Below are 13,717 nucleotides of genomic sequence, written 5' to 3' on the forward strand. Positions count from 1 at the left end.
ACGAAAGGGTGGGGCAACCGGGCGGATGCCGTTTGTACGCCATCAGAATGGCCGGACAGCGGGAGAGTGGGACACGGTCCTGTCCCTCCTTCCCATGTGACGTTTGACCAAGGGAAACGGTTGCCTCACATTCCCTTACGAGTCAGCCTCCCCACGGATCACCGCGAGCACTCCATCCAGCTCATCAGGTTTCACCAGAACGTCACGAGCCTTTGAGCCCTCGCTGGGTCCGACGATGTTCCGCGACTCCATCAGGTCCATGAGGCGGCCGGCCTTCGCGAAGCCGACGCGCAGTTTGCGCTGGAGCATGGACGTCGACCCGAACTGGGTGGAGACGACCAGCTCGGCCGCCTGGCAGAGCAGATCCAGGTCGTCGCCGATGTCCTCGTCGATCTCCTTCTTCTGTTTCGTCCCGACCACCACGTCCTCCCGGAAGACGGGTGCCATCTGGTCCTTGCAGTGGCGGACGACCGCGGCGACCTCCTCCTCGGTCACGAAGGCGCCCTGCATCCGGGTCGGTTTGCTTGCACCCATCGGGAGGAAGAGACCGTCTCCCTTGCCGATCAGCTTCTCGGCACCCGGCTGGTCCAGAATGACCCGGCTGTCGGCGAGCGACGAGGTCGCGAAGGCGAGCCGGGACGGCACATTCGCCTTGATGAGACCGGTGACTACGTCCACCGACGGCCGCTGGGTCGCCAGTACCAGATGGATGCCGGCCGCGCGCGCCAGCTGCGTGATCCTGACGATGGCGTCCTCGACGTCCCGCGGCGCGACCATCATCAGGTCCGCGAGCTCGTCGACTATGACGAGCAGATACGGATACGGCTGAAGCTCGCGCTCGCTCCCCTCGGGCGGCTTGACCTTGCCGTTGCGCACGGCCTCGTTGAAGTCGTCGATGTGCCGGTAGCCGTAGGCCGCCAGGTCGTCGTAGCGCAGATCCATCTCGCGGACCACCCACTGGAGGGCCTCGGCGGCCCGCTTGGGGTTGGTGATGATGGGCGTGATCAGGTGGGGGATGCCCTCGTACGCGGTCAGTTCGACCCGCTTCGGGTCGACGAGGACCATGCGGACGTCCTCCGGTGTCGCTCTTATCATCACGGACGTGATCAGGCAGTTGATGCAGGACGACTTTCCCGATCCGGTGGCACCGGCGACCAGGACGTGCGGCATCTTCGCCAGGTTGGCCATCACATAGCCGCCCTCGACGTCCTTGCCGAGTGCCACCAGCATCGGATGGTCGTCACCGGCTGCCTCCGCCAGCCTCAGCACATCGCCGAGCTTGACCATCTCCCGGTCGGTGTTGGGGATCTCGATGCCGACGGCGGACTTTCCGGGAATCGGCGAGATGATCCGTACGTCCGGGCTTGCGACGGCGTAGGCGATGTTCTTGGTCAGCGCGGTGATCCGCTCGACCTTGACGGCAGGGCCGAGTTCCACCTCGTAGCGCGTGACCGTCGGGCCGCGGGTGAAGCCCGTGACGGCGGCGTCGACCTTGAACTCCGCGAAGACGTTCGTCAGTGAGGCGACGATCGCGTCATTGGCGGCACTGCGGGTCTTGCCGGGCCCTCCGCGCTCCAACAGGTCCAGCGAGGGAAGGCCGTACGTGATGTCACCGGACAGCTGAAGCTGTTCGGCGCGCGGCGGCAGCGGCTGGGACTCCTCGGGCGCGGCCTTGGTCAGATCCGGCACGGAGGCGTGCGGCTCGGGCACCGACCCGGGCCGCTGCTCGGTTCGTGCTCCCGGTACGGGACCGACCGCGCGCTCACGATCGGAGGTGAGGTCGCGGGTCAGATCGGCGACGACCGGCGAGGGCGGCATCCCGTTGAGCACGGCCCCGTCGAGAGCCGCCGCGGCGGCCGCCGCGATGTCCACCGCATCCATGGGACGGTCCAGGGGCGGCTGGGCGGAGGCCCGGCGCGGCCGCCTGCGACGCGACAGCGCCTCCTCCTCCGCCTGCTCGGCGTCGTAGACCCCGGAGGACGAGGTGGCAGGAGCCCTGCGCCGGGCCGGTCCGGCGGACGGGGCGTCCCGCCACTGTTCGTCGTACGCCTCGTCGTCGGTCGCGCCCGGCTCGTACAGCGGATCGAGCACTCCGAGCCTGACACCGAGAGCGCGCAGCCGCTGCGGAATCGCGTTGACCGGGGTCGCGGTGACGACCAACAGACCGAAGACGGTGACCAGCACCAGCATCGGTACGGCGAGAACCTCACCCATCGCGAAGACCAGCGGCTTGGACGCGGCCCAGCCGATCAGGCCGCCTGCGTCCTGCATCGCTTCCGAGCCGTTGCCGCGGCCCGGCGAACCGCAGGCGATGTGGACCTGTCCGAGCACACCGACGACGAGGGCCGAGAGTCCGATGACGATACGGCCGTTGGCCTCCGGCTTCTCGGGATAGAGGATCAGCCGGACCCCGATCGCCGCGAGCAGCAGGGGAACGAGCAGATCGAGCCGGCCGAAGGCGCCCGTGACGAGCATCTCGACGAGATCACCGACGGGGCCGCGCAGATTGGACCACGTGCCCGCGGCGACGATCAGCGCAAGGGCGAGCAGGAGAAGGGCGAGTCCGTCCTTGCGGTGCGCGGGGTCGAGACCCTTCGCGCCGCGCCCTATGCCACGGAGCATGGCACCGACGGCATGCGCAAGGCCGAGCCATACGGCGCGCAGCAGCCAGAGAACGCCGCCGGTGGGATTCGGGGTGGATTTCGGTGCGGCCTTCTTCGCCGCCGCCTTCTTGGCGGGTGCTTTCTTCGGCGGTGCCGTCTTCTTGGCAGCGGTCTTCTTCACCGCGGCTTTCTTGGCGGGCGCCGCCTTCTTCGCTGCGCCAGTCGTACGGCCGGCACGCGGCTTCGCGGTGCCCGCCGTGCCCTGGGAACCCTTGCCGGACGTACGTGAGGACATGGTGGTGAGATTACCGGTGCGAACGGCGGCGGACACGTGTGCCCACCGCTTCACCCTTTCGTGTCGCCCTTGACGTACCGCGGAACTGACGCCCGCTCAAACAGAACTCCGAAACGGGTTTCCCGCCGAATGCCCCTCGCAGAGGGCTAGTTCTGAGAGGGAAGGGTGGGTGCGCCGCTGCCCGTGCCCGGCTCCAGGGCATCCAGCGCCCTGCGCAGACCGGTGAGTTTGCGCTCGAGGTGGGCGGCGGTGGCGACTGCGGCGGCATCCGCCGAATCGTCGTCGAGCTGCTTGGAGAGCGCCTCGGCCTGCTCCTCGACGGCTGCGAGCCGTGCCGAGAGTTCGGCGAGCAGTCCCGCAGGCTCCTTGCTGTCGCCCGCGCCCGCATGACCGCCCTCCAGCTGGAGCCGCAGCAGCGCGGCCTGCTCACGCAGCTGGCAGTTCTTCATGTAGAGCTCGACGAAGACGGAGACCTTGGCGCGGAGCACCCATGGGTCGAACGGCTTGGAGATGTAGTCCACCGCGCCCGCGGCATAGCCACGGAAGGTGTGGTGCGGGCCGTGGTTGATCGCGGTCAGGAAGATGATGGGGATGTCCCTGGTCCGTTCCCGTCGCTTGATGTGCGCGGCGGTCTCGAATCCGTCCATTCCTGGCATCTGGACGTCCAGCAGAATGACCGCGAAGTCATCCGTCAACAGCGCTTTGAGCGCTTCCTCCCCGGACGATGCCCGTACCAGCGTCTGATCGAGCGCAGAGAGGATGGCCTCCAGCGCCAGCAGATTCTCCGGCCGGTCATCGACCAGGAGGATCTTGGCCTTCTGCACCATGCCTCGCCCTCCTCGCCCCGGCTTGGGCTCACCCCGGCCCGAAAGGCCGGAGGAAGCACCGGGCGCCGCCCCAGGGGACGACTCCCTTGCGTCGCCCGTCCTTGTGCCGGTCATGGTAGCCGCACCCCGCCCGTCGCCACACCCTGTCACCGCGATGTCACTGTGCACGTAGCAGAAACGCAGCGGGAGACCAGAAGGTTCCCCGAATAGCGTCCTCTCACACGCCTTCGGCCACAGTCAGTCAGCGACTCGCGAAAATCCGCACAGCCTGCAATCGGACTGTGATGTACCGGCGGGCAACCATCGTCACTTCCCGCGCATCCACTGCTCCATGACCGCGAGCAGATGATCAGGGTCGACCGGCTTGGTGACATAGTCGGACGCGCCCGATTCGATCGCCTTCTCCCGGTCGCCCTTCATCGCCTTCGCCGTGAGCGCGATGATCGGCAGTCCGGCGAACTGCGGCATCCTGCGGATCGCCGTCGTCGTCGCATAGCCGTCCATCTCGGGCATCATGATGTCCATCAGTACGACCGTCACATCGTCGTGCTGCTCCAGGACTTCGATGCCCTCCCGCCCGTTCTCCGCGTACAGCACGGAAAGACCGTGCTGCTCCAGCACACTCGTCAGGGCGAAGACATTGCGGATGTCGTCGTCGACGATGAGCACCTTCTCACTGTGGAACTCGAACGTGCGGCGCTGCTCGGGCGCCGCGTCCTGCGCATGCTGTGCAGCCCACGACTCCGGTGCCGCGCCCGGCGATCCGGCCGGCTGCCCGGGCAGCGCCGTCCGGATGTCGGTGGCGCCCAGGGCCTTGCGGCGGCGCCGGAAGAGCGTCGCCGGGCCCGTGTGCCCATCGACCGGCCCCGTCGGCTGGTGCGGCGTGTGCTGGCCGGACTCGAGGGCCGCCGGATCGTCCAGCGGGGCGCGCTGCGCATCAGCGCCGCCGGGAACGAGCTGCGGGTAGCCCTGCGGCGGCAGTTCGCTCAGGTGAAGGGGCAGATAGAGGGTGAACGTCGAGCCCCGGCCGGGCTCGCTCGCCGCATGGATCTCACCCCCGAGCAGCCGGGCGATCTCCCGGCTGATGGACAGGCCGAGGCCCGTACCGCCGTACTTGCGGCTCGTCGTACCGTCGGCCTGCTTGAACGCCTCGAAGATCACCCGCATCTTGCTGGCCGCGATCCCGATGCCGGTGTCGGTGACCGAGAAGGCGATCAGATCGCCGTCCGCGTCGCGCAGCGAGCCCGCCTCCAGCAGCTGCTCGCGGATCGACTGCGGTACGTCGGTGTTCGCCGGCCTGATCACCAGCTCCACCGCCCCGGTGTCGGTGAACTTCACCGCGTTCGACAGCAGATTGCGCAGCACCTGGAGCAGCCGCTGCTCGTCGGTGTGCAGCGTCGCCGGCAGCTCGGGCGACACCCGCACCGAGAAGTCGAGCCCCTTCTCCGCGGTGAGCGGGCGGAACGTCGCCTCCACGTAGTCGACGAGCTGGACCAGCGCGATCCGGGTCGGACTGACGTCCATCTTCCCCGCCTCGACCTTCGACAGGTCGAGGATGTCGTTGATGAGCTGCAACAGATCCGAGCCTGCGCCGTGGATCGTCTCGGCGAACTCCACCTGCTTCGGGGTGAGATTGCTGTCGGCGTTGTCGGCGAGCAGCTTGGCGAGAATCAACAGCGAGTTCAGCGGCGTGCGAAGCTCGTGCGACATGTTGGCCAGGAACTCGGACTTGTAGCGCATGGAGACCGCGAGCTGCTCCGCACGCTCCTCCAGCACCTGCCGCGCCTCCTCGATCTCGGTGTTCTTCACCTCGATGTCGCGGTTCTGCTGGGCAAGCAGCTCGGCCTTCTCCTCCAGCTCGGCGTTGGACGCCTGCAGCGCCTTCTGCCGGTTCTCCAGCTCCTCCGAGCGGTCACGCAACTGCTCGGTCAGCTCCTGCGACTGCTTGAGCAGCACCTCGGTCTTCGTGTTCACACTGATGGTGTTGACGCTCGTCGCGATCATCTCGGCGAGCTGGTTGAGGAAGTCGCGCTGGATCTGCGTGAACGGCTGGAACGAGGCCAGCTCGATCACACCGAGCACCTTTCCTTCGAACAGCACCGGTAGCACGACCACATAGGCGGGCTGAGCCTCACCGAGCCCCGAGGAGATCTTCAGATAGCCCGGTGGCACGTTGACCTGGATCGTCCGCTTCTCCTCGGCGGCCGTGCCGATGAGGGTCTCCCCCGGCCGGAACGACGTCGGCATCGAGCCGGCCGAATAGCCGTAGCTGCCCCGCATCACCAGCTCGTACGAGCCCTCGCCGTCCGAACCGAGGTCCCCGCTGCCGGTCGGCATGGCCATGAAGAACGCGCCGTGCTGTGCCGAGACCACCGGAGTCAGCTCGCTCATGATGAGTGAGGCCACGTCGTCGAGGTCGCGCCGGCCCTGCATCAGACCGGAGATACGGGCCAGGTTGCCCTTGAGCCAGTCCTGCTCCTCGTTGGCGAGCGTGGTGTCGCGCAGATTGGCGATCATCGTATTGATGTTGTCCTGAAGGACCTGGATCTCGCCCGCCGCGTCCACATCGATCTTGAGATTGAGGTCGCCACGGGTCACCGCGGTGGCGACGGCGGCGATCGCCCGCACCTGCCGGGTCAGGTTCCCGGCCATCTCGTTCACGGACTCGGTGAGGTCACGCCACGTGCCGTCGACGTCCCGCACCCGCGCCTGGCCGCCCAGCATGCCGTCCGTGCCCACCTCACGGGCCACCCGGGTCACCTGCTCCGCGAACGACGACAGCTGGTCGACCATGGTGTTGATGGTGTTCTTCAGCTCGAGGATCTCGCCCCGGGCATCGATGTCGATCTTCTTGGTCAGATCGCCCTTGGCAATGGCGGTGGTGACCGTGGCGATCTGGCGCACCTGGCCGGTCAGATTGGACGCCATCGAGTTCACGGACTCGGTGAGGTCCTTCCACGTACCGGAGACGCCCGGGACACGGGCCTGTCCGCCCAGCTCGCCCTCGGTTCCCACCTCACGGGCCACTCGCGTGACCTCGTCCGCGAAGGACGACAGGGTCGTCACCATCGTGTTGACGGTGTCGGCGAGCTCGGCGACCTCGCCGCGCGCCTCGACCGTGACCTTCTTCGTCAGATCCCCGTTGGCAACCGCCGACGACACCCGGGAGATGTTCCGCACCTGGCTGGTCAGGTTGTTGGCCATCAGGTTGACGTTGTCGCTGAGGTCCTTCCAGATACCGGTGACACCACGCACCCGCGCCTGGCCGCCCAGGATGCCCTCCGTGCCCACCTCACGGGCGACCCTCGTCACCTCGTCCGCGAAGTTGGACAGCTGGTCCACCATCGTGTTGACGGTGGTCACGAGCTCGAGGATTTCACCCTTGGCGTCGACGGTGATCTTCTTCGACAGGTCACCCTTGGCGACCGCCGTCGTCACCTCGGCGATGTTGCGCACCTGCGAGGTCAGGTTGTTCGCCATGAAGTTGACGGACTGGGTGAGGTCCTTCCAGGTGCCGGACACACCCTGCACCTCCGCCTGGCCGCCCAGGATGCCCTCGGTGCCCACTTCTCGGGCCACCCGGGTCACCTGCTCGGCGAAGTTCGAGAGCTGGTCCACCATCGTGTTGAGGGTGTTCTTCAACTCGAGGATCTCGCCGCGCGCGTCCACGTCGATCTTCTGCGACAGATCACCACGCGCCACCGCCGTGGCGACCTGGGCGATGTTGCGGACCTGGGCGGTGAGGTTGCCCGCCATGCCGTTCACGGAGTCCGTCAGGTCACGCCACACACCCGCGACGCCCGGCACCTGCGCCTGACCGCCCAGCCGGCCGTCCGTACCCACCTCACGGGCCACCCGGGTCACCTGCTCGGCGAATGCGGACAGCTGGTCGACCATCGTGTTGATGGTGTTCTTCAGCTCGAGGATCTCGCCGCGCGCGTCCACGTCGATCTTCTGCGACAGATCACCACGCGCCACCGCCGTGGTCACCTGAGCGATCTGCCGCACCTGCGAGGTCAGGTTCCCCGCCATGAAGTTGACGGAGTCGGTGAGCTCCTTCCAGGTGCCCGAGACGCCGTCCACGCGGGCCTGGCCGCCGAGCCGGCCCTCCGTCCCCACGTCCCGCGCCATCCGCGTCACCTGGTCGGCGAACGAGGACAGCTGCGCCACCATCGTGTTGACGGTGTTCTTCAACTCCAGCATCTCGCCGGCCACGTCGACGGTGACCTTCTGCGACAGATCACCGTTGGCGACCGCCGTCGTCACCTGCGCGATGTCCCGCACCTGACCCGTGAGATTGCGGAACGCCGTGTTGACCGAGTCGGTCAGGTCCTTCCACGTGCCCGCCGCCCCCGGCACCTCGGCCTGGCCACCCAGCCGGCCCTCGACTCCGACCTCCCTGGCCACACGGGTCACTTCGGACCCGAACGACTGAAGCTGGTCCACCATCGTGTTGACGGTGTTCTTCAGCTCCAGCATCTCGCCCGCGACATCGACGGTGACCTTCTGCGACAGATCGCCGTTGGCGACCGCCGTCGTCACCTGAGCGATGTCCCGCACCTGCGTCGTGAGATTGCGGAACACGGTGTTGACCGAGTCGGTCAGGTCCTTCCAGGTCCCCGCCGCCCCCGGCACCTGCGCCTGACCGCCGAGCAGACCCTCGGCACCGACCTCACTGGCCACCCGAGTCACTTCGTCCGCGAAGGTGCGGAGGGTCTCAGTCATCTGGTTGATGGTCTCGGCGAGCTGCGCCACCTCACCGCGCGCGCTCACCGTGACCTTCTGCGACAGATCACCGTTGGCGACCGCCGTCGTGACCTCCGCAATGCCTCGCACCTGGGAGGTGAGGTTTCCCGCCATCGTGTTGACGGAGTCGGTGAGGTCCTTCCACACACCGGCGACACCCGGCACGGTCGCCTGACCGCCGAGCTCGCCCTCCGTACCCACCTCACGGGCGACCCTCGTCACCTCCGAGGAGAACGAGGAGAGCTGGTCGACCATCGTGTTGACGGTGTTCTTCAGCTGAAGCATCTCGCCGGCCACATGGACGGTGACCTTCCGCGACAGATCGCCCTTGGCGACCGCCGTCGTCACGAGAGCAATGTCACGCACCTGGGCCGTCAGCCGGTACGCCATCGTATTCACCGAATCGGTGAGATCTTTCCAGGAACCGGACATACCGCGCACCTGGGCCTGGCCGCCGAGTTTGCCCTCGGTGCCGACCTCCAGCGCGACCCGCGTCACCTCGTCCGTGAACGCGGACAGCTGGTCGACCAGGCTGTTGACCGTCCGGGCGACCTTCAGGAACTCACCGCGCAGCGGCCGCACCGCCCCGTCGGAACCCTCAGGAGCATGCGACCGGAGCTCCATACGCTGCTCCAGGTCGCCCTCGGCGACCGCCGACAGCACCCGGCCGACCTCGGACACGGGCCGCGCCAGATCGTCGACCAGGGCATTGGACGCGTCGATCGCGGCGGCCCAGGAGCCCTCGCAGGCCCCGGGCTCCAGCCGCTCCGTGAGCTTCCCCTCACGGCCGACAACCCGGCGGACCCGCGCCAGCTCACCCGTGAGATGGAGATTGCGGTCGGCGACCTCGTTGAAGACGGCCGCAATTTCGGCCATGACGCCGTCGCCCGACACGGTCAGCCGTTTGCGGAAGTTCCCGTCCCGCATCGCGACGAGTGCCGCGAGCAGCCGGTTCAGAGCTGCGGTGTCCACCTCCGTCGCCACACCCCGCGACTGATTCCTCCGGGATTGTCCGCCTTGTGCGCGCGTGCCCAGGCCTCGCGCCGCTGCACCAGACTCCACCGTGTCCCTCCCGAAGGGGTTGACCGTCATGCTCGGGCTGTCTCAGGAAATCTTTCCCAGTGTTTCATCGCAGCCGAACCAGGCCATAACAGTTCGGCAGCTTCGCATAGCGTCCCCGCCCTCGCAGGGTGGAAACGGCGGCGACCGGCATCCGCTCGGACAGCGAAGGTAAGTAACCTGGCATCCGGCTGTCCAACCGCCCCGGTCCGCCCGGAGGGGGCGGTGTGGCGCAATGACTACGACCGGGCACCGGGAGGGGCGGGCATCGACCATGGCAGAGCCGGGTGTCGAGACGCGTACGAGGAAATCTGTGATCACCGCGCGGGCGGCTGCCACCTTCGACCCCGTGGGGCGGTCGGTCGCGACCGCCCGTGCCTTCGTCCGGGACACGCTGCAGGGCTGGGGATACTCGGACGTGGTCGACGACGCCGTTGTCCTCACGAGCGAACTCGTCACCAACGCGGTGATCCACGCCGGCACCGCGGCCGATGTGCTGTGCCTGCGCACCGACGAGGGCGTACGGGTCGAAGTGGGCGACCGCTATCCCGAGCGCGAGATCCCCATCCAGGGCGGCGGCAGAACCGTCGCACACCCCGATCGGGAGAACGGCCGCGGGCTGCTGCTCTGCGCAGCCCTCGCCACCCGGTGGGGCGTCGAGTACACATCGACGCACAAGCAGGTCTGGTTCCAACTCGATCTGCCGCAGCGCATGGTCGGCACCCGCTCGGCGGGCCCGGTCCTCCCCGTGGATCTCCTCCCGGTGGCCGACGAGCGCGTCCGCGTCGCCGTTCTCCAGATCGACGGGAACGGCGCGGTCAGTTCCTGGAACGGGGATGCCGAGCACCTCTTCGGATTCGCCGCCGACCAGGTACTGGGCAAGCCGCTCGGCGACCTCGCCGCCTGGCCGCACACCCCCGGCATCGGCACCGGCATCGCCGAGGCGCTGCAACTCTCCCGCTGGGAGGGCAGCTACGGCATCCGCGGCACGGACGGCCGTGTCGTCCCGGTGTACGCCTCGCACCTCCGTGTCCGTGACACCCAGGGGGACGCCTCCACCGTCTGCCTCCTTGTCCGCGACTACGAGCGTGCGGTCCTGCAGACGCCCCCACGCGCCGCATCCACCGGCGACGGCGCAGGATCCGAGAATCGCAGTGCCGACCCCTTCGAGGTCTTCATCGGATCCCCTGCCCCCGACGATCTCGACGGGCTCCTCCAACGCACGGTGGAGCGCGCCCGCGACATGCTCGACGGCGACTCCGCCTTCCTGCTGCTGGCCACCGACGACGAGACCGAGCTGGAGGTACGGGCCACCACCGGCCTCCCCTCCGCCCGGCAGCGTTTCGCCCGCGTCCCCGTGGAGGCCGGCACCGGCCGGTACGGCTCCGCCCGGATGCCGGCGGTCCACGAGGACCTCACCTCCGTCCCCGGCGCCGTGCCTCTCCTCGGCGACACCGGCATGCGCTCCGTCGTCACCGTTCCGCTCAAGGTCGAGGGCAGACTCACCGGTTCCCTGGGCGTCGCAGCCGAAGCCGCGGGGCGCTACTCCAACGAGGAGGCGCTGCGCCTCCAGTTCGCCGCGGACCGTATCGCGCTCGCTGTCGAATCCGCCCGGCTCGGCGAGCTGGAGCGCCTGCGCCGGGGTTCTCTCAGCTTCCTGGTCGAGGCTTCCGACCTGTTGGCCGGCACCCTCGACCGCGACCAGACCCTGGCCCTGATGGCCCAGATGACCGTCCCCACTCTCGCCACCTGGTGCGCGGTCTACACGATCGCCGACCAGTCGTCGGAGCCTTACCTCTCCTACGTCCTCCACGAGGACGAGGAGCGGATCGACGGCCTCAAGGCCCTCCTTGCCAAGATCGAGGCCCCGGATCCGGTGCCGACCCCCGGCGCCCGTGTGTGGACCGCACCGGCCGAGGCCGCCCATCAGGCCGCCTTGCGCACCTCCATGCGCGAACTGGGCTTCGGTACCCATCAGCTGGCGTCCGGTATCGGCACCACCCTCGCGACCGCGTCGGCGGTAGGGGGCGAAACCGTCGTTCTCCCGCTGGTCGCCCGCAACCGCGTCATCGGCATGCTCACCCTCGGCAGGCCCTCCGACGACCACTTCCGCCAGGAGATCCTCGAACTGGCCGAAGACCTGTCCCGCCGGGCGGCCCTCGCCCTCGACAACGCCCGCCTCTACTCCGAGCGCACGGCCATCAGCCAGAGTCTTCAGCGCAGTCTGCTGCCGCCCGACCAGCCCCAGATCCCGGGCGTCGAAGTCGAGGTCATCTATCGCGCCGCGGGCGAGGGCAACGAGGTCGGCGGCGACTTCTACGACGTCTTCCCCATCCGTGACGGCGTCTACGGCTTCGCCATCGGCGATGTGTGCGGTACGGGTCCGGAGGCTGCCGCCGTCACCGGCCTCGCCCGTCACGCGCTCCGCCTGCTCGCCCGCGAGGGATTCGGCGGCCCTGCCGTCCTGGAACGTCTGAACGCGGCAATCCTCGACGAGGGCGCCCGCAGCCGCTTCCTCACCCTGCTCTACGGCGAGTTGTGGCCGCAGGAGGACGGCTCGGCGATCCTCAAGGTCGTGTGCGCCGGCCATCCGCTCCCGCTGCGGCTGCGCCAGGACGGCTCCGTGGAGCCCGCGGCCGAACCGCAGCCGCTGCTCGGTGTGATGGAGGACCTGGAGCTGTACGAGGAGACCGTCACCCTGAAGCCGGGTGACGTCCTGCTCTGTGTCACCGACGGGGTCACCGAACGTCGGGAGGGGACGCGGATGCTCGGTGACGACGGCCTCGCCGACGTCCTGACGACATGCACGGGTCTGACGGCCGGCGCGGTCGCGGCGCGCATTCTGCGTGCGGTGGAGCGCTTCGCCGCGGAACCCGCGTCGGACGACATGGCGATCCTGGCGATGCGCCTGCCCGAGCCGCAGAGCATCTGAACACTCCAGGCATGAAGAAGGCCCCCGCCTCACGGCGGGGGCCTTCTTCGGTGTGGAGCCCCCAAACGGAATCGAACCGTTGACCTTCTCCTTACCATGGAGACGCTCTACCGACTGAGCTATAGGGGCCTGTTGCCTCCGCGGCTTCCGCGCGGCAACGGGAAGAATCATACCCCGAACTCACCTGTGCTCCGAACCAGCCATTCCTCTGGACCGTCCCCCGCGTCACTGCCACCATGCGCCAATGCGGACACACCAACGAGGGATCGCCGCCCTGGTCCTGCTGTTACCCGTGGTCGGCTGCGACTCGGAGCAGGACGCTGGGAAAGAACCGTCGAAGAAGCCTGCGGTGGCGATGGAGTCGCCCCGCGCCGGCACCCAGACGGTCACCATGACCTGGAAGGGCAAGAAGCGCATCTACACGGTCCATGCACCGCCCGGATACACCCCGGCCCGAAAGCTCCCCCTGGTCATCGCCATGCATCCGTATCCGGGTGACGGCACCTACGCAGCCCGGCTCACCGGCCTGAGCGAGAAGGCCGACAGGGAAGGATTCCTCGTTGCCTACCCGAACGGACTCGACAAGGCCTACAACGCACTTGTCTGCTGCGGCGTCGAGGACGATGTCGGGTTCATCGGGGCGATGACAAAACGCCTCGTCGGAACATGGAAGGCCGATCCGCAGCGGATCTACGCGACGGGTATCTCCAACGGTGGCGACATGTCCTTCAAGCTCGCTGTCGAACTACCGGGCACCCTGGCCGCGATAGCCCCGGTCAGCGGTGGCTACATCGGCCCGGACGCGAACAGGCCCACGTACACACCGAAGACACCGGTCTCCGTGGCCACGTTCATCGGCGGTGAGGACACCAATGACGAGCTCTTCGAACTGGGCGTCACTTCCTGGTCCGAACGGCTGGGTTGCAGGTCCGGCCGGCCGGAGAAGGTCAAGGGCAACAACACACGTACGTCGTCGCGGTGCCGCGACACGTCCGAGTTCGTGACCTACAGGCTCCCTGACATGGGCCACAGCTGGCCGGGGAGCAAGGATCCGACGATGGGTGACCAGGAGTCGGGGGTCACGGCGACAGATCTGATCTGGGAATTCTTCAAGACCCATCCAAAAATCGGGCCCTGAGTCCCCTGGGTTTTTGGGGTGGGGGGGTGGGGTGGTGGTGAACGCAGAAAAGCCCCGGACCATAAGGTCCGGGGCTTTCCCGAAAGAATTGTTCGGCGGTGTCCTACTCTCCCACAG

Annotated in this window: 5 protein-coding genes and 1 tRNA gene; 2 read left to right on the top strand and 4 right to left on the bottom strand. The window is 67.9% G+C overall.

The genetic code is table 11. The features are described 5' to 3' along the window. Window positions 1-135 precede the first annotated feature (135 nt). From AC068D_RS28355 to AC068D_RS28365, 3 genes are all read right to left on the bottom strand, one after another. Window positions 136-2,898 carry a DNA translocase FtsK gene (locus AC068D_RS28355; RefSeq protein ID WP_478825928.1) on the bottom strand — a complete coding sequence of 921 codons (2,763 nt, stop codon included), beginning with the start codon at window positions 2,896-2,898 and terminating at the stop codon, window positions 136-138. Window positions 2,899-3,044: 146 nt separating this feature from the next. Beyond that, window positions 3,045-3,725: a response regulator gene (locus AC068D_RS28360; RefSeq protein WP_478825929.1), complete on the bottom strand. Its 681-nt coding sequence runs from the start codon at window positions 3,723-3,725 to the stop codon at window positions 3,045-3,047. A gap of 306 nt (window positions 3,726-4,031) precedes the next feature. Beyond that, window positions 4,032-9,533 carry a HAMP domain-containing protein gene (locus AC068D_RS28365; protein WP_478825939.1) on the bottom strand — a complete coding sequence of 1,834 codons (5,502 nt, stop codon included), beginning with the start codon at window positions 9,531-9,533 and terminating at the stop codon, window positions 4,032-4,034. A gap of 271 nt (window positions 9,534-9,804) precedes the next feature. Between AC068D_RS28365 and AC068D_RS28370 the strand changes: the two genes are divergently transcribed. Continuing rightward, window positions 9,805-12,462, top strand: a complete 2,658-nt coding sequence (locus tag AC068D_RS28370) for a SpoIIE family protein phosphatase (protein ID WP_478825940.1) — start codon at window positions 9,805-9,807, stop codon at window positions 12,460-12,462. 53 nt (window positions 12,463-12,515) lie between these two features. Here the strand turns inward: AC068D_RS28370 and AC068D_RS28375 are convergent. Beyond that, window positions 12,516-12,591: transfer RNA gene (locus AC068D_RS28375), tRNA-Thr, on the bottom strand. A 115-nt stretch (window positions 12,592-12,706) separates the two neighbouring features. On the opposite strand from AC068D_RS28375, the gene AC068D_RS28380 reads away from it, so the two are divergent. After that, entirely contained in the window at window positions 12,707-13,600 is an 894-nt protein-coding gene (locus tag AC068D_RS28380; RefSeq protein WP_478825930.1) for a CE1 family esterase, read from the top strand. Window positions 13,601-13,717: the final 117 nt, after the last annotated feature.

Source organism: Streptomyces sp. NPDC043861 (assembly GCF_056435905.1).

What these genes read in the sequence shown, in the direction of transcription:
- AC068D_RS28355 (WP_478825928.1), bottom strand. Translation starts at nt 2,898, where the DNA reads ATGTCCTCACGTACGTCCGGCAAGGGTTCCCAGGGCACGGCGGGCACC.
- AC068D_RS28360 (WP_478825929.1), bottom strand. Translation starts at nt 3,725, where the DNA reads ATGGTGCAGAAGGCCAAGATCCTCCTGGTCGATGACCGGCCGGAGAAT.
- AC068D_RS28370 (WP_478825940.1), top strand. Translation starts at nt 9,805, where the DNA reads ATGGCAGAGCCGGGTGTCGAGACGCGTACGAGGAAATCTGTGATCACC.
- AC068D_RS28380 (WP_478825930.1), top strand. Translation starts at nt 12,707, where the DNA reads ATGCGGACACACCAACGAGGGATCGCCGCCCTGGTCCTGCTGTTACCC.